This is a genomic window from Crystallibacter degradans (assembly GCF_012952295.1).
GTDB classification, from domain to species: domain Bacteria; phylum Actinomycetota; class Actinomycetes; order Actinomycetales; family Micrococcaceae; genus Crystallibacter; species Crystallibacter degradans.
In genome coordinates, this window is the sequence record NZ_JABBCH010000001.1 from 188,610 (window position 1) to 205,851 (window position 17,242).

Below are 17,242 nucleotides of genomic sequence, written 5' to 3' on the forward strand. Positions count from 1 at the left end.
ACAGGGACACCTTTCCTGCCGGGTGAGCCGCCGGCCTGATGGCGTTATCCGCCTCGGTTGCTCCGACTGCGGGTGCCGGCCCGGGACCGCCCCGTCCTTGTCCTTGCCGCATCCGTGATTCCTCCCCGTCGAATTCTTCCTCAGCCCTGCCGGCAATCGGCACGGCCCTCCCCGACCATGACGTTACCCGGTCTGACGCAACGATCGTATCCAATTGACCGGCGCGAGGACACGGGCAGCACCCGCGTGGTGGATTAATACAAGGGTTAAAAGAACAAGCGCTCCGTTCCCCCTCATGGGCAGGTGGGGGAACGGAGCGCTTGCAGCTTGGAGATCCGCGATGCTGGCTGGTGTGCCGGCGCGCGGAGGGCCGTCCGCCTTAGTTGGCGGCGACAGCTGCTTCGGCGCGGACGGACTCCATGGCACGGGTCCACGGCACGAGCTGGTCGATCATCGGGGCCAGGGTTCCGGCGTTCTGCTCGGTCGGCTTAAACTCGGAGAAGTTCTCGAAGTCGGTGAACAGGGAGAACATGACCTGGTTACGGACGTGGGCAATCTGCAGCTCGGAGAGCACGTTGCGCAGGTGCTCGGCGGCGCGGGCGCCACCCATGGAACCGTAGGACACGATGCCGGCTGCCTTGTTGTTGAACTCGACGTTCAGGTAGGACAGTGCGTTGGCCAGGGCCGGGGTCAGAGTATGGTTGTACTCGCCGGTAACGAAGATGAAGCCATCGAATTCGTTGATCTTGGCGGACCAGGTCTTGGTGTGGTCATTCTGGTAGTTCTGGTACGCGGCCGGGTAGGCCTCGTCCAGCAACGGGAGGTTGAAGTCTGCGATGTCGACAAGCTCGAATTCGGCGTCAGTGCGGCCTGCGGTCTGGGACAGAACCCAGTCGGCTACGCCCTTGTTGTTGCGGCCCGGACGGGTGCTGCCGGTGACGATTGCAATCTTGGTCATGTGGATAACCCCTTCAGGTTGTTGACACGTCATTGATTTGTTGACATGTCAATCATGCACGGGAGACACTTGAAATGTCAACAAAAGCGGAGGGGAAGTATTGTGAGCTCGGACACGCGGTGGCTCGATAAGGGCGAGCAGGAAGTTTGGCGCGCGCTGCGCGAACTGATCTGGGGTTTCGAATCAGCCATGGACCGCCAGCTGATCCGCGACTCGGAACTCTCGGGCGTGGAGTACTCCGTGCTCGCCGCGCTCTCCGAAGCCGAGGACGGCGTCATGCGGGCGCGTGATATCGCCCAGGCCCTGGACTGGGAGCGCAGCCGGCTCTCCCACCTGCTCAAGCGCATGGAGGCCAAGGGACTGGTGGCGCGCACGGAGTGCGAGTCCGACGCACGCGGATTCAACATTTCGATGACGGCCGCCGGGCACAAGGCCATTGTGCGGGCGGCGCCGGGACATGTGAGCTTCGTCCGCGAGAACATTTTCGACCCGCTGACCGAGGACGAGCGCGATGCCCTGCACTCGGCGGCCACGAAGATCCAAGCGTCAATCCGGGCGGCCGGGCTCTGGGAGAACCGCGGCGCGCCTAAGGCGTAACGCACGCGTCGTCGTGGCTATCCGGCCTGCCGGGCCCCATGCCCAGTGCTCGTGTGCCCAAGCACTAGGTGTCCTTGCAACGGCACTGTGAGGGAACCGTCGGCTTCGGCGAAAGGTTGCAGAACGGCAGCCGCTTCCGTATGGATGCTGGCAAGCTGATCCTCGGTCAATCGCGCCATCAGCGGGGTGCTCTCTACTTCAACCGCCACGAAATCCGCGGCCGAGGAGTACTTGGCCTTGCCGATGTGCGTATGGGATTCGACCTCCGGAAAACCCGCCTGGGCAAAGAGCCGCTTGAGTTCCTCAAGGTCGCCGCAGGCCCAGTAAGCACCGAGAACCGACATGGCGCCGGAACCCGCATGGCGCGAGACCAGCTCCACGAAAGGTCCATAGCCCGGCTGGTCCTCCAGGCGCCCAGGCACCGCAACCGCAACTGTTCCGCCGTCGACCGCCGCCCTGCACATCTCCCGCAGCGCCGCCACTGCATCCGGAAAGAACATCAGCGCCATCTGGCAAAGCACGACGTCGAAGGTGCCGTCCTGCACGGGCAGCGCGGCCGCGTCACCCTGTACCCAGCTGATCTCCGGCCGGACCCTGGCAGCCACGGCCAGCATGGCGGGGTTAATGTCCACGCCGGTCACCGCTCCCGCACCGGCTATCTCCGCCGCCGTGCGGGCCACAATCCCGGTACCGCAGGCAACGTCAAGAATCCGCTGGCCAGGCGATACTCCGACCGCGGCCACCAGCTGCTGCGCCCACTCCGCGAACATCGCGGGAACGAACTTTGCTTCGTAAGCCTCTGCCGCTGCTTCTTCCAGCTGGAAGCTTTCTGTACTGGCCATGGTCCTCACCCTTTCGCGCGGTCTGGCTTGTTGCGCACAGCCTTATTGCTACAAGGATCGACCGATCCGGGCGCGCCTGCATCGGTGCGTGCACCTATCTTCCAGCCCTTTCCTCCCCGCCGGCCGGACGTAAAATAGGTCATGGCTTCCACCCTGGAGCAGCTTCTCGAGGACGGCCGCGCCGCACTCGACGGCGGGGACTGGAGGGAAGCGCAGTCATTCTTCAGTCTGGCGCTTGAGCACGGCGCGACTGCCGAGGCCGCCTACGGCTTGGCCAGAGCCGTTGAATGGGCCGGGGACTTCGAGACAGCCATCGGACTCTACGAAAAGGCCTTCACTCTGTTCCGTCGGCGCGGTGAATTCCGGCTTCCGGCGTTGATCGCCGCCCGCGAGCTCAGCTTCCTTTACGATGCGGTCTACGCAAATGCGGCTGCCGCGGACGGCTGGCTGGCGCGGGCTACCACCCTCGTCAGCGACGCGGGCGATTGCGTGGAGGCCGGTTGGGTGCATCTGGCCCAGTGCCTTGGCACCCTCGACCCCGCCAAGATGCGCGCCCATGCCGCGGCCGCTACCGAACTTGGCCGGCGCTTGCGTGAACCGGACTTGGAGTTCTGCGCCCGCAGTTACGAGGGCCTGGCGCTGGTACTCGGTGGGCGCATCGCCGCGGGCGTGCGGTTCATTGATGAAGCCGCGGCCGCTGCCACCAGCGGCGAGGTCCCCGACTACCAGGCCGCCGGTGAAATCTACTGCAAGATGCTGCTCTGCTCGGAGCTGACCCTCGATGTCAGGCGGGCCCAGCAATGGATGGAGGTTGCTGCCGGTTTCGGCCACAACCAGCACGCTGCTTGGGTGCCGGCGATCTGCGGGATGCACTACGGCGGCATCCTCACCGCTGCGGGCCGCTGGGCCGAGGCCGAGGACCGGTTGGTGCGCGCCATCGAAGATTACGACGGCGGCTTCCGGGCTTTGCGCGGCGGTGCGGTAGTGCGCCTTGCTGACCTGCGGCTACGCCAGGGCAGAGCGGAAGAAGCGGCAACCCTGCTGCGCGGCTACGAGTCGGATCCCGCCACGGTCCAACCGCTGGCCCGGCTCCGGCTGATGAACGGCGACGCCGAGTCCGCGGCGGCTGTCCTGCGCCGGCGTCTCCAGGCGGCCGCCGGCTCCGTCCTGGTGGCACCGGAAATAGCACTCCTCGCTGAGGTCTATCTGGCTGCACGGCGTCCGGATGAAGCATCCGGCCTCGGCTGCGAACTGGGTGTTATCGCCGCAGCGACCGGCCTTGGGCAGTACGCCGCGCTGGCTGAGTACACCGTAGGGCTGTGCCGCCTGGCCATCGAAAGTACTGGCGGCGCCGGGGCGAGCAGCGGTGCCCGCAAACATCTGGAGACGGCGCTGGTGGCTTTCGGTACTGCCGGTCTGCCGCTCGAACAGGCCCGCTGCCGCCTGGCCCTCGCCCGGGCCGTGGCCGCAGACCAGCCGGAGCTTGCCGCCGCGGAAGCGCTGACTGCTTTGCGGGACTTCCAGCAGCTCGGCGCTCGTTACGACGCCGATGCGGCAGCCCAGATCCTCCGCTCTCTGGGGCACCGTTCCGCGCATCTCCCCCGGGCCGGCGGCCAGCTGACCACAAGGGAAAACCAGGTGCTGCAACTCATCGCCGACGGCTTGTCCAATAGCCAGATCGCGGCGCGGCTATTTATCAGCAAGCGCACGGTGGAACACCACATAGGGAGTATTCTCGCCAAACTGGGGCTCGCCACCAGGGCTGAGGTCCAGGCCTATGCAAGCCGCGGCCACACAAATCAGCCCGCCTAGGCTTTGTGCGAAAGCTACTCGAGGACTTCGGACGCCTCGAGCCACTCCATCTCGAGTTCTTCCTGCTCCGTGCTGATCTCCTGCAGCTTCTTGTTCAGCTCGGCGAGCTGCTCAAAGTCCGCGTCAGCCTTCGAGCCGGCGTTCGTCATCTGCTCCTTGACCTTGTCCGCCTGCTGGGTCAGCTTGGTCAGCTGGCGCTCAATCCGGTTGAGGTCCTTCTTGGCCTGCCGCTTTTCCGCCTCGCTGTGCGCCGGGGACGGTGCAGGACCGCCGGAACGGTGCTGGGCAGCACCGTTTTCGCCGGCGGAACCCGCTGTCGGTGCGGAGCCAGCGGACGACGACGGCCCCACCTTCCCGTCGCCGGCTGCGAGTGCCGCTTCGCGCAGCTCAAGATACTGGTCCACGCCGCCGGGCAAGCCGCGGATCCGGCCGTCGCCCAGCAGAGCCATCTGGTGGTCGGTGACGCGTTCGAGCAGGTAACGGTCGTGCGAGACAACCACCAGGGTCCCCGGCCAGCCGTCCAGCACATCTTCCACCGCCGCCAGCGTGTCCGTGTCCAGGTCATTGGTGGGCTCATCGAGCATCAGCACGTTCGGCTCCCCCACCAGCAGGCGCAGCAGCTGCAGCCGGCGGCGTTCACCACCGGAAAGATCCCGCACGGGCGTCCACTGCTTCTCCTTGTTGAACCCCAGCTGCTCCACCAGCTGACCGGCGGAGACTTCCTTGCCGCCCACGTTGAAGACCTGGCGTTCACGCTGGATGACCTCGATGACCCGCAGGTCCGAGACGTCGTCCAGCTCGCGCACTTCCTGCGTGAGGATGGCGGTTTTCACGGTCTTGCCGCGCTTGACCTTGCCCGAATCCGGTTCGATCTCGCCGTTGAGCAGCCGCAGCAGCGTGGTCTTGCCCGCGCCGTTGACCCCTACGAGGCCCAGCCGCTCGCCCGGCGCCAGCCGAAGGGTGATGTTGTCGAAAAGCGGCCGGCCGCCGTCGTTCTTTGCCTCGATCCCTTCGCGGGGCGGGGGTGTGTAGGAGACGTGTTCCAGATCCAGCACGTCTTTGCCCAGCCGGGCGGTGGCAACCTTGTTCAGCGCCACGGTATCGCGCGGTTCCGGGACATCGGAGATCAGCTCGTTGGCCGCCTCGATGCGGAACTTGGGCTTGGCCGTGCGGGCGGGCGCACCGCGGCGGAGCCAGGCCAGTTCCTTCTTGACCAACTGCTGGCGCTTGCTTTCGACGACGGCGTTCATGCGGTCGCGTTCGGCGCGGGCCAGGACGTAGGCCGCGTACCCGCCGTCGAACGGGTCGACGATGCCGTCATGGATCTCCCACGTGCGGGTGCACACTTCATCCAGGAACCAGCGGTCGTGGGTGACCACCAGGAACGCGCCTTCGGTGGGGCGCCAGCGTTCCTTCAGGTGCCGGGCCAGCCAGGCCACACCCTCCACGTCCAGATGGTTGGTGGGCTCGTCAAGCATGATGACGTCGTGGTCTTCGATCAGCAGCTTGGCCAGGGCCACGCGCCGACGCTGCCCGCCGGAGAGCAGGGAGACCTTGGCGTGCCAGTCCACGTCTCCCACGAGTCCGCCCATGATTTCGCGGATCCGCGGGTTCGAGGCCCACTCGTGGTCCGCCTGGTCGCCGACGATGGCCTCGCCTACGGGCAGGTCGCCGTTGAGCACGTCCTGCTGGTCGAGGTAGCCGATATTAACGTCGCCGCGCTTGGTCACGCGGCCTTCGTCCGGCGTCGTGCGCTGCGCGAGCAGCCGCATCAGCGTGGACTTGCCGTCGCCGTTGCGGCCGACCATGCCGATCCGGTCGCCCTGGTTCAAGCCGATGGAAACCGAGTCCAGGACGGTGCGGGTGGCAAAGGAGACGCTGATGTTTTCCGCGCCAAGCAGGTGGGCCAAGGTGAAGATACTTTCTGTTGCTGTGTAGGTGAAGTTATCGCAGGCCGGGTCAGGCTGTGCAGGCCGGGTCAGGCCATGATGCGCGCGCCGTGGACCGGGCCGTGCACGGGCAGCGCCGCCACGCCCGCCACGTCCGAGAGCCGCTGGGCAAGGTCCTCGGCTTCGAGCCGGTCCGCCACCAGGAAGCCCAGTGTCGGCCCCGAACCGGAGACCAGTCCGGCCAGCGCGCCCTCGGCGACGCCCAGTTCAAGGATATCGGCCAGCTCCGGCGCCAGCGCCATCGCGGCGGCTTGCAGATCATTGCCCACGGCGTTCGCCAGCGAGTCCACGTCCCCCGCATGCATGGCCTTCAGCACGGCCGGGTCCACGCCCTCCGGCTCCGTGGCCTCGAATCCGGCCTCTTCGCGCAGCTGGTCCGCCATGGCGTAGACCTTGGGGGTGGACAGTCCGAAGCTAGCGGGCACCAGCACCCAGTTCATGTCCTTGCGGGCCAGCGCAGGAGTCAGCTGGTCGCCGATGCCAAGCCCGACGGCGACCCCGCCGAGGATGGCGAAGGGCACGTCGGCGCCGAGGTCCGAGGCAATGCGGACGAGCTCTTCGCGGGAAAAGCCGGTATCCCAGAGCGCGCTGCACGCCACCAGCGCTGCCGCCGCGTCGGCCGATCCCCCGCCCATGCCGCCGGCGATCGGCACGCGTTTGGTGATGTCCAGATGCACGCCGGTGGGCCGCTCTGCCATGGAGCGCATCAGCTGTGCGGCCTGGACGGCCAGGTTGGACTCGTCCAGCGGGATGTCGTCGAGTTCCAGCGGCAGCGTGGAGCCGTTGCGCACGCTCACGGTGATCCGGTCGTCGTCGCGCACCGTGGCGGTGACTTCCTCGTAGAGCGACACGGCCAGGTAGACACTGGCCACGGAGTGGTAGCCGTCCAGGCGCTGCGGGCCCATCCGGAAGGACACGTTGATCTTGCCCGGGGCCATCACCCGGACCGAACGCTTTCTGGACATGCTCATTGCCTCCTCCACCGGGTCTTAGCTCACGCAATCAAGGGCTGTTTGAATTCGGCAATCCGCGCGAAGGCGTGTACGTCCAGCACTTCGCCGCGGGCGCTCGGGTCCACGTTTGCCGCGCGCAGGGCATCCTCGGCAGCGGCCGGGCTTCCCGCCCAGCCGGCGAGGGCGGCCCGCAGGGTCTTGCGGCGCTGGGCGAAGGCCGCGTCGATCACGGCGAAGACTTCCTTGCGCGTTGCCCTGGTTTCGGGCGGTTCGTGCCGGGTGAACTCCACTAGTCCGGAGGCGATCTTCGGCGCGGGCCAGAACACATTCATGCCGATCACGCCGGCCTTGCGCATCTGCGAGTACCAGGCGGCCTTGACGCTGGGCACGCCGTAAATCTTCGAGCCCGGTTTCGCCGCGAGCCGGTCCGCCACCTCGTCCTGCACCATCACCAAACCGTGCTCGAGCGAGGGGAAATGCTCCAGCAGGTGCAGCACCACGGGCACGGCCACGTTGTACGGGAGGTTGGCCACCAGCGCGGTGGGCTGCTGCGGCAGCTCGGTCACCCTCATGGCATCCGCAAGAACGACGTCGAGCCGCGAGCCCGCGTCCGGACGCAGGAGGGCTGCGGTGTCCGGCAGCTTCCCGGCAAGTTTGGGATCAATTTCGACGGCGACCACATGCTTGGCGGCGTCCAGCAGGCCCAGGGTCAGCGAGCCCAAACCGGGGCCGACCTCCAGCACGGTCTCCTGCGGATCGATGTGTGCCGCGGCGACAATGCGGCGGATCGTGTTGCCGTCGATGACGAAGTTCTGTCCAAGGGTTTTGGTGGGGCGGACATCCAGTTCGTCCGCTAGCCGCCTGATGTCCGCTGCCCCCAGCAAAGGTGCCGTGCCCGCGGCAGCCGGGCGGCCGCCGTCGTTCGCAGACATTGCCGCACCCTCGCGGGTTGGCGACGCCGAGCCGTCGTCGGCCAGCCCTGAGGAAGAATTCGCTTCTGTCACTGTGCCATCGTAGCCGCTGATCTCTGCCGGGCCTTAAACGCCGGCAGGACCCGGGATCGTGCCCGGGTCCTGCCGATGGGGTGATGCTGCTGCGGTTAGAGCAGGCCCAGCTTGGCTGAACAGGCCGGCCAGTGGCCCCAGCCGCCGCTGCCGCGCAGGACCTCTGCGGTGGCAATCTGCTCGGACGGGCTCGCCATGTGCGGCAGCGGGGCGTACTTGCCGCCGCCGGCGCCGATCCAGGAGCTCTGGCTGAACTGCAGGCCGCCGTAGTAACCGTTGCCGGTGTTAATGGCCCAGTTGCCGCCGGACTCGCACTGGGCGAGGGCCTGCCAGGTGCCGCCGACGTTGGTGTTGTCGCTGCCGGAAGGAGCCTTGGGTTTGGGTGCCGGGCGTTCCTTGGTGCCGACGCTGACCTGCTGGGTGACCGGCTTGCGGGTGATCTCATTGCTGACCAGCTTGCGCTCAGTTTCTTCGCCGTCCACCAGCACCAGGGCGTAGGTCTTGGTGCGCTCACCGGTGACGCCGGAACGGGTGATCTCCTGCTCGCCCTCGTACATCGAGGAGTCCTTCTTCGTCTCGGTCTCGAACTCGATCGGCTCGGTGACCTCGATCTTCTGGTCCCGGTCGATGCGGGTGATCTTGAGCTTCAGCTTGTCCTTGATCTCAGTGGACTTCGGGTCGGAGAGCTCGTCGTCCTTGCCCAGCTTGATCTTTTGTTCCTTCAGCAGCTCACCGATGGTGGCCGCCGTCGTAATCTTCTTCTTGGTTTCGCCGTCCACCGTGATGGAAACGGTCTTCGGGGTGGTGATGGTCACCGTGCTCACGCTGGCCAGTTCGGCATCCAGCGGGGCGGAAAGTTCGGAATCCTCTTCGACGCCGAGCTCGTGGAGGAGGTCCTCAACGGTGGCGGAGGTGGAGTGCACTGTCTTGCTGGTACCGTCCAGGGTCAGCTTGACCGGCTTGGCTGTGATGACCTGGATGCTGCTGCCGTCGGTGATCTCGGCATTGGCGGACGGAGTGATTTCGTCCAGCTCGCCCACCTGGACATCGGCGTCGTTCAGGACGTCCTGAACGGTGCTGCCGAAGGTCGAGACGCTGCTGGCCTGCCCGTCAACGGTCAGGGTCACCGACTTGTTGTTGCCGACGAAGGCCACGAGCCCCAGCACGAGTGCAGTCATCACGATCATTTGCCCGGCAATCTTTACCCAGCGGTTTTTCAGTGCGTTTGCCACGGTACCCAACTTTTTTAACGTTTCCCGGGCACGAGGACTTGGACACGAGCAGTCGCGCGCCGAATCGCACGGCACGATGCTTTGTGCAGGCAGCACTAGACGAGAGGGTTTGGGCGTACGAACGGAACGCCCAACTTGCCTCAAGCGAGTGATTTCATGTCCGGTTGCCTTCCCCGACCCCGGCCATTAGCTCCCCACCGTAACCGAACCGTGATGCATCTCCAACTCGAGTACGGCCAAAATCTCGTTTTGGTCACGCCGGAACGTCCCAAGTCAGCCCCGGTGAAACGTCGGAAAACCGGGGCTGACTAGGAAAAATACTCTGCAGTAACTTAGCTCACAAAGTCCCGTAAATTTCTTCTGTGTTTCGTGACACCTCTGTGCATAACTGCGCCAGATCCTTGTCCAAAACGTCGGCCATCGCCCGCATTGTGTAGGGAATCATATAGCTCGCGTTGGGCCTGCCGCGGTAGGGGTGCGGGGTGAGGAACGGGGCGTCGGTTTCCACCAGAACCAGGCCTGGATCGGCGAGAGCCAGGGCCTCGCGCAGGTCGCCCGCGTTCTTGAAGGTTACGGTGCCGGCGAAGGACATGTTCCAGCCGTTCTCGTTGCAGATCCGGGCCAGTTCCGCATCGCCGGAGAAGCAGTGGAAGACCACCTTTTCGGGCGCCCCTTCCTCGCGCAGCACCCGGACCACATCCTGGTGCGCGTCGCGGTCGTGGATCTGCAGCGCCAGCCCCAGCCGCTTGGCCATGTCGATGTGCCGGCGGAAGGAATACTCCTGCGTTTTCAGGCCCGGCCCCTCGGTGCGGAAGTAGTCCAGGCCGGTCTCGCCGATGGCCCGCACGCGCGGATGGGCGGCGAGCGCTTCGATCTCGGCGAGCGCATCCTCGAGCGTGCCCGCCTCCCCCAGGGCCGGTGCGTCGTTCGGATGGAGTGCGACGGCGCCCAGCAGTCTTGCGTCTGCTTCCACCGCTTCGATGGTGAACCGGGAGGACTCCAGGTCGCAGCCGACCTGGACAGCGCCGCGGACGCCTAATGCCTCGGCGGCGTCGAGTGCTTCCTTGACGCCGACCTGCACGTCGCCGTCGCGGAAATCCAGGTGCGTGTGGTTGTCCATTACCGGCACCGGCAGGGGTTCGGGCGCCGGCGGATACTGCAGCTGCCGCCGTCGTCCGCTGTTTTCCTCTTCGGCGCTGCGGGCGCGCCCTGCCGCCGGTGACGGTGCTTCGGCGACATAGGGGGCGGGCGTTTCTCCGGGCTGGACTGCGAGGTTGTTCGGCATGCTTCTAGGTTATCGCCGGCGCCCGAAAGAAACGTTTCAGGCCCTACCGTCCGGAAAGTTCTGCCAGTAGTGTTGGTACATCCGGCCCTGGGGGGAAGGCTAGCGGAAGGTTTCCATGGACATCCAGCAGCAGGCGGCAGTATCGGATCCCGCGCGGCAGGCAGGTGCCGGCGGGGCGACCGCTGCTGCAGGTACGGCCACCAACGGACAGGTGATTGACGACGTCGGCCGGTTGCCGCTGGTGGACTTCCACGAGGCGTGCGGGCGCATCCTTTCGGCGATCAACACCGTGATCGACGGCAAGGAGGAGGCCGCCCGGCTGGCGCTGACCGTGCTGCTGGCCCAGGGCCACCTGCTGGTGGAGGACGTTCCCGGCGTCGGCAAAACCATGCTGGCCAAAACGCTCGCGCGCACCATCGACTGCAGCGTCCACCGCATCCAGTTCACGCCCGATCTGCTCCCCTCGGACGTCACCGGCGTCTCTATCTATAACCAGGACAAGCACAGCTTCGAGTTCCGGCCCGGGCCGGTGTTCGCCAACATTGTCATCGGGGACGAGATCAACCGCGCGTCGGCCAAGACGCAGTCCGCGCTGCTGGAGTGCATGGAGGAACACCAGGTCACCGTGGACGGGCGCTCCTACCGGCTGGAACCGCCGTTCATGGTGGTGGCCACCCAGAACCCGATCGAGATGGAAGGCACCTATCCGCTGCCGGAGGCCCAGCGCGACCGCTTTATGGCGCGGATTTCCATGGGCTACCCGGACCAGCGGGCAGAGATGGACATGCTGGAAAACCACCAGTCCACTTCCCCGCTGGCCGATGTCCGACCGGTGGTGGGCGTCGAGGACGTCCGCGCCATGGTGGCCACCGTGCAGGACGTCTATGTCTCCCCCGCGGTCAAGGAGTACACCGTCAACATCGGCCGGGCCACCCGCGAGCACCCGTACCTGCGCCTCGGCGCCAGCCCACGTGCGCTCCTGCAACTGCTCAGGGCCGCCAAGGCCGCCGCGGCACTGGACGGCCGGGACTTTGTGCTCCCGGATGACATTGCCGCAGTCTCCGAGGCGGTGCTCTCGCACCGGCTGATGCTGGACCGCAAGGCCGTGACCGCCGGCGAGGATGCGCCGGGCATCGTGGCGTCCATCCTGGCCAAGGTTCCGGTCCACGGCGAATCCCGCCGTCCCGCTGTGTAGGTCAAGCGCCATGGACCGGTTCGGCTGGCTACCCACCCGCTACGTGACGATGCGCGGCTGGGGACTGCTCGCCGCCGGCGTCGTCGCCCTGCTGCTGGCCCAGGTCTTCGGCCGCCGCGACCTGCTGAGCCTTGCGGTTTTCCTCATCGCCCTGCCCCTGCTCGCCGCAGCGGTGATGGTGGTGCTCAAGCCGCGCTTCGCCGTCGAACGTAAATTCCGGCCCGCCTCCGTGGAGACCGGGCTGATCACGCACGTCCAGCTCTCCGTCCGGCGCACCGGCAGCTTCGGCGGCATCGCCTACATGGAGGAGCAGTTGCCGCACCGGTTCGGCCGCTCCCCCACGTTCCGGTTCCCGGCGCGCTACCCCACGCGGACCGGCGAGAGCATCTACGAGTACCGGCTGCGCTCCGGCAAGCGCGGGATGTTCGGGATCGGCCCCGTCACCGCAGACTTCGAGGACCCCTTCGGGCTGGCCCGGCACCGGCACAACCTGGGCGAGGTCTCCGCGCTCATTGTCACGCCGGCCCCGGTGGAGCTGCCGCCGACGTCGTTGACCGGCGCCCGCGGCACGGACGGCACCGCCAGCACCCGGCGGCAGGCAAATCCGAGCGACGACGACGTCATGACGCGCGAATACCGGCACGGCGATCCGATGCGGCGGGTACATTGGGCGGCCACCGCGCGGCAGGGCGAGCTGATGGTCCGGCAGGAGGAATCCGTCACCACTCCGCAGGCAACCATCATTTTGGACCAGCGCGTGCACACGTTCGGCAGCGGCCTGCTGCCGTCGCTGTCCGCGGAGCACGACGGCGGGGAGCTGCTGCACAGTTCGCCCGCGTTCGAATGGGCGGTCACCGCGGTGGCCTCGGCCGCGCATGACTTCATCCAGCGCAACTACACCGTGCGCCTGCTCGACGTCCACGCCGAGCCCGGCCTGCTGCGCTCCCCCTCGGCGCCATGGCCCGAGGACGAAAGCTTCGTCGGGCCTGCCGGCTACCAGAATCTGGCGGAGGGACTGGCCGCGCTGGGGCTGGCCGAGGATCCGCACCGCAGGTCGGACCGGCCGCAGCCGGGGGCGGAGACGTTCGGGGACCGGCTGATGGACAAGCTCGCCGCACACAAGCTCAAGGGCCCGCTGCTGGCCCTGCTGGGCAACATTTCCGCCGCCGAAGCCCGCCTGCTGGCCCCGGCCGCAGAGTTCGGCTCACATGCCTTCGCCATCCTGGTCATGGACCATCCGCACGACTCCTCGCCGGTGCTCGAGGCCCTGCGCAACGGCGGCTGGCGCGCGGTCGCGGTCAACGCCAAGGCTTCGCTGCCGGCGGCGTGGAGCAACTTCGACGCCCAGGCCGCTGTCACGGGGTCCACCGCCCGGTCACGCGCCGACGGCGCCTCTGCCGCCGGACCTGCCGCCGCGGGATCCGCCCGTTTGGGCCCCGCCTCCCGGGGAGGCCGGCGATGACGGCCACGCTGGACCGCGGACAGGGGCACGGTGCCCGCTCCGGAACGCCGGAATACCTCGCGCCGGACAATGGCTCACGACGGCGACTTCCAACTGGGTCCGGGCCCTGGCTCATGTCCGCCGCAATCGCCGCGGCGGTGGTGCTCACCGCTGCCAACCTGAACGGCGTCATCGAAGGCTGGGCCTGGTTGGGCAACATCTTTTTCACCGTCCTCTGTGTCGAAGCCGGCACGGCGCTGGGACGGGCACTGAACTGGCCTGCGGTTGCCGCCACGCTGCTGGGGCTGGCGGGCCTTATCGGCTCCGTCACGCTGATGTTCTTCGCGTCCACCAGCTTCCTGGGCGTGATCCCGGGTCCGGGGACCTTCCGCGCCTTGGGGCCGATGGTCGACCAGGCACAGGAGACCGTCATCTCGCAGGTGGCGCCCGTGCTCGCAACACCCGGCATCGTCATGGTGGCGTGTGTCGGCATCGGGCTGGTGGCGCTGCTCGTGGATACGGTGGCAGTCCCGCTGCAGATGCCTGCCACCGCCGGCGGCGGCCTGCTCGCCGTCCTGATGGTTCCTGCGATCATCAAGCCCAACAGCCTCGGAGCCGTGGGTTTTCTGGCCGCCGCCATCGGCTTCCTGCTGATCCTGGGCTGCGCGCAATGGCTGGCCGGGGACGATCAGGCCCCCGCGGGCACCGTCCGGGCCGGGCAGTTCACCCGCGCCGCCTCCATCGGCGCCGCGGCCCTGGCTGTGACGCTGCTGCTGCCGCTGGCGATTCCGGGCTTCACCAGCGGAGCGTTTCCGCAGGGATCCCGGTTGAACTGGCTGGGCGCACCCACCGGGCTCAATCCCATCGTCAGCCTGGGCGACAACCTGCGCCGGCCCGGGGCCTTCGGCCGGATGACCTACGCCACCGATTCCGCGGACCCGCTGTATATCCGGTCCGTGACGCTGGAGAACCTGGCCGGCGCCCGCTGGCGGCCCACCGATTCCGACGGCGTCCAGCGCTCGGGGGTCGAGCGGATCGGAACGCGGAGCACGCGCGAGCTGATGGAACGCGGCGAGGTGACCACCACAGTCATCAGTACGGGCTCCTTCACCAGTCCCTGGCTCCCGGCCCCCTACGCGCCCACCGAAGTGGAGGGGCTGAGCGGCAACTGGACCTGGGATCCGCGCACGCTGGCCATCCGCGGCACCGGCAACACCACCAGCGCGGACCAGGAATATACGGTCCGCAGCGTGGAACCAGCATTGACCCGGGAAGGGCTGGAGTCAGCCGAGTCGATCGACGCTCCGGTAGTGGATGACATTTTCACCGAACTGCCCGACAGCATGCCGGACATCATCGAGGAAACCACCGCCGGTGTGCTCGACGGCCTGACCGAGCCCTATGAGCAAGCGATGGCGATCCAGAGCTACCTGCGCGGTCCGGATTTCGTCTACTCGGAAGAGGCCCCGGTGGACGGCGGCTACGACCAGAGCGGTTTCGACGTGGTGGGCGCCTTCCTGGAGGAAAAGTCCGGCTACTGCACCCACTACGCCTCGACCATGGCGATCATGGCACGCACAGCCGGTATCCCCAGCCGGATTGCCGTCGGCTACGCGCCCGGTGATGAGACCGGTGAAGTTGTCGACATGGATGGGCGCGAGCTGACCGAATACGAGATCGATTCACGCGACGCCCATGCCTGGCCCGAGCTGTACTTCGAAAACCTCGGCTGGGTGGCGTTCGAGCCGACGCCGGGCCGCGGCGCAGTGCCCGACTACGCGCAGGCGGAAGTCGCGCCCGTTCCGGATCCGGCGGAGGAAGAAAACCTCAACCCCCGTGCCGGCCCAACCCTGCCGCTGCCCTCGGCGGGCGCCGAACCGGAAGCCGGCACCGGCACCGCGGCGGAAAGCCTGGCGCCTCGGCTGTGGAGTGCAGCCGGTGTGGCTGCCCTGCTGCTGGCCCTCCTGTCCCCGATGCTGCTGCGCACCTCGCGAACGCGGAAACGCCGCACCCAGCTGCTCGCGCCGGCAGTGCCGGAACGCCAGTCGGCCCTGCTGGCCTGGGAGGAAACGCTCGACGTCGCCGCGGACTATGGAGCGCCGTCCGCGCCGGAGGAGTCCGCCCGGGCCTTCCACCAGCGGCTGGCTGCCAGCGGCGCCTTCGAAGGCGCGCCCGCCGCAGCGCTGGAACGGCTGCGCACCGGATACGAACACGCCGCCTACGCCAATCCGCAAACCCTTGCCCAGCCGCCGGCGAACAGCCGCCGTTGGGAGGACGTTACGGCCGTGGCCGGGCGGCTGAAGGCGAGAAGCTCCTGGCAGCAACGCCTGCTGGGACGCTTCCTGCCCCAGTCACTCTTCCGCCGCCGGTGACACTTGGCCCCCGCCGTCGTTGTTGGTCTTGAAGGTATGAGTAGTTAAACAGCAGCGGGGCGGCAGACCATCCGGCTTGCCGCCCCGCTGTAGAGCAGGTTAGAGCTGGTCCGCGTACGGATCGGCGATGCCGACGTACTGGGTGTAGAGGTATTCCTCGATGCCCTCGGAGCCGCCTTCACGGCCCAGGCCGGACTGCTTGACGCCACCGAACGGAGCGGCGGCGTTGGAGATGACGCCGGCGTTCAGGCCGAGCATGCCGGTCTCCATCTTTTCGCTCACGCGCAGGCCGCGGTTGAGGTCCTTGGTGTAGACGTAGGCAACCAGACCGTACTCGCTGCCGTTGGCCAGGGCCACGGCTTCGTCCTCATCGCGGAACGTGACGATCGGAGCCACCGGGCCGAAGATTTCCTCGGCGAGGATGCGCGACTTCGGCGAGACGTTGGTGAGCACGGTGGGCTGGTAGAAGTAGCCGGGTCCGTCCACGAAAGCGCCACCGGTCACGGCGGTTGCGCCGTGGGAGATCGCGTCCGTGACGAGTTCGTGCACTCCGTCGCGGGCCTTGCCGTCGATCAGCGGGCCGACATTGGAGTGTGCCTCGGTGCCGCGGGCCGGGGTCAACTCGGCGATGCGGGCGGCGAACTTCTCGGCGAAGGCCTCGGAGATGGTGTCCTGCACGATGAACCGGTTGGCGGCGGTGCAGGCCTCGCCCATGTTGCGCATCTTGGCGGCGAGCGCGCCTTCGACGGCCTTGTCCAGGTCGGCGTCGTCGAAGACCACGAACGGGGCGTTGCCGCCGAGCTCCATGGAGGTGCGCAGGACCTTGTCCGCCGAGTCGCGGATGAGGGCCTGGCCCACCGGAGTGGAACCGGTGAAGGAGAGCTTGCGCAGCCGGTCATCCTTGATCAGCGGTCCGGTGACCTTGCCGGCGGTGGAGGTCTGGATGACGTTCAGCACGCCCGCCGGCACGCCGGCCTCGATCATGACCTGGGCGAAGAGCAGGCTGGTCAGCGGGGTCAGGGTAGCGGGCTTGAGGATGGCCGTGCAGCCGGCGGCGATCGCGGGGGCAATCTTGCGCGTGGCCATGGCCAGCGGGAAGTTCCACGGGGTGATCAGCAGGCAGGGGCCCACGGGCTTCTTCTGGACGAGCAGGCGGTTCTTGCCGTCCGGGGCGGTGGCGTAGCGTCCGTTGACGCGCACGGCCTCTTCGGAGAACCAGCGGAGGAATTCGGCGCCGTAGGTAACCTCGCCGCGGGCTTCGGCCAGGGGCTTGCCCATTTCCATGGTCATCAGGAGGGCGAAGTCTTCGGTGCGCTCGGTGACGAGCTCGAAGGCGCGGCGCAGGATCTCCCCACGTTCGCGCGGGGAGGTCTTGGCCCAGTCGGCCTGGGCGGCAGCGGCGGCATCCAGTGCGGCGGCGCCGTCCTCGGGCTGGGCATTGGCGATGGTGAGCAGGACCTTGCCGGTGGCGGGATCCTCGACGTCGAGCGTCTGTCCGCCGGCGGCGTCGCGCCACTCGCCGTTGATCAACAGACCTGTGGGAACCTTGGCGAGCAGTTCTGCCTCGCGGGTTGCGGTTTCACCCATAGCGGTGCCTCCAAT

General features: G+C 67.3%; 13 protein-coding genes. 5 read left to right on the top strand and 8 right to left on the bottom strand.

The genetic code is table 11. The annotated features are described in order from the left end of the window. Positions 1-379: 379 nt before the first annotated feature. Positions 380-958, bottom strand: a complete 579-nt coding sequence (locus HGO92_RS00805; protein WP_169991017.1) for an NADPH-dependent FMN reductase — start codon at positions 956-958, stop codon at positions 380-382. Positions 959-1,060: 102 nt separating this feature from the next. Here HGO92_RS00805 and HGO92_RS00810 point away from each other — a divergent pair, with 102 nt between their 5' ends. After that, positions 1,061-1,555 carry a MarR family transcriptional regulator gene (locus HGO92_RS00810; protein WP_169991018.1) on the top strand — a complete coding sequence of 165 codons (495 nt, stop codon included), beginning with the start codon at positions 1,061-1,063 and terminating at the stop codon, positions 1,553-1,555. Positions 1,556-1,572: 17 nt separating this feature from the next. Here HGO92_RS00810 and HGO92_RS00815 read toward each other — a convergent pair whose 3' ends face one another. Then, the gene (locus tag HGO92_RS00815) at positions 1,573-2,397 is read right to left on the bottom strand and encodes a methyltransferase domain-containing protein (RefSeq protein ID WP_169991019.1); all 825 of its coding nucleotides are present in this window, start codon (positions 2,395-2,397) and stop codon (positions 1,573-1,575) included. Between the two features lie 141 nt (positions 2,398-2,538). Between HGO92_RS00815 and HGO92_RS00820 the strand changes: the two genes are divergently transcribed. After that, positions 2,539-4,209, top strand: a complete 1,671-nt coding sequence (locus tag HGO92_RS00820) for a response regulator transcription factor (protein WP_169991021.1) — start codon at positions 2,539-2,541, stop codon at positions 4,207-4,209. Positions 4,210-4,223: 14 nt separating this feature from the next. On the opposite strand, the gene HGO92_RS00825 is transcribed toward HGO92_RS00820, so the two are convergent. The 5 genes from HGO92_RS00825 to HGO92_RS00845 all read right to left on the bottom strand — a co-directional run bounded on the left by HGO92_RS00825 (position 4,224) and on the right by HGO92_RS00845 (position 10,632). Continuing rightward, positions 4,224-6,119: an ABC-F family ATP-binding cassette domain-containing protein gene (locus tag HGO92_RS00825; protein WP_169991023.1), complete on the bottom strand. Its 1,896-nt coding sequence runs from the start codon at positions 6,117-6,119 to the stop codon at positions 4,224-4,226. A 68-nt stretch (positions 6,120-6,187) separates the two neighbouring features. Beyond that, a complete protein-coding gene (locus tag HGO92_RS00830; protein ID WP_169991951.1) occupies positions 6,188-7,123 on the bottom strand; it encodes a 4-(cytidine 5'-diphospho)-2-C-methyl-D-erythritol kinase in 936 nt (311 codons plus the stop codon). Between the two features lie 29 nt (positions 7,124-7,152). Next, the gene (rsmA, locus tag HGO92_RS00835; RefSeq protein WP_169991953.1) at positions 7,153-8,043 is read right to left on the bottom strand and encodes a 16S rRNA (adenine(1518)-N(6)/adenine(1519)-N(6))-dimethyltransferase RsmA; all 891 of its coding nucleotides are present in this window, start codon (positions 8,041-8,043) and stop codon (positions 7,153-7,155) included. 167 nt (positions 8,044-8,210) lie between these two features. Next, the gene (locus HGO92_RS23600; protein ID WP_346768801.1) at positions 8,211-9,347 is read right to left on the bottom strand and encodes a resuscitation-promoting factor; all 1,137 of its coding nucleotides are present in this window, start codon (positions 9,345-9,347) and stop codon (positions 8,211-8,213) included. A gap of 337 nt (positions 9,348-9,684) precedes the next feature. Next, entirely contained in the window at positions 9,685-10,632 is a 948-nt protein-coding gene (locus HGO92_RS00845; RefSeq protein ID WP_169991027.1) for a TatD family hydrolase, read from the bottom strand. Between the two features lie 115 nt (positions 10,633-10,747). Here HGO92_RS00845 and HGO92_RS00850 point away from each other — a divergent pair, with 115 nt between their 5' ends. Genes HGO92_RS00850 through HGO92_RS00860 form a run of 3 tightly spaced genes read left to right on the top strand, consistent with a single transcriptional unit; the run spans position 10,748 to position 15,640 of the window. Then, positions 10,748-11,827 (top strand): AAA family ATPase, encoded by a 1,080-nt coding sequence (locus HGO92_RS00850; RefSeq protein WP_169991029.1) that lies wholly within the window; start codon positions 10,748-10,750, stop codon positions 11,825-11,827. 10 nt (positions 11,828-11,837) lie between these two features. After that, positions 11,838-13,289: a DUF58 domain-containing protein gene (locus HGO92_RS00855; RefSeq protein ID WP_169991030.1), complete on the top strand. Its 1,452-nt coding sequence runs from the start codon at positions 11,838-11,840 to the stop codon at positions 13,287-13,289. Further along, positions 13,286-15,640 carry a transglutaminase TgpA family protein gene (locus tag HGO92_RS00860; protein ID WP_169991032.1) on the top strand — a complete coding sequence of 785 codons (2,355 nt, stop codon included), beginning with the start codon at positions 13,286-13,288 and terminating at the stop codon, positions 15,638-15,640. The genes HGO92_RS00855 and HGO92_RS00860 overlap by 4 nt, the downstream gene beginning before the upstream one ends. A 99-nt stretch (positions 15,641-15,739) precedes the next feature. Here HGO92_RS00860 and HGO92_RS00865 read toward each other — a convergent pair whose 3' ends face one another. Continuing rightward, the gene (locus HGO92_RS00865; protein ID WP_169991034.1) at positions 15,740-17,227 is read right to left on the bottom strand and encodes an NAD-dependent succinate-semialdehyde dehydrogenase; all 1,488 of its coding nucleotides are present in this window, start codon (positions 17,225-17,227) and stop codon (positions 15,740-15,742) included. Positions 17,228-17,242 lie beyond the last annotated feature (15 nt).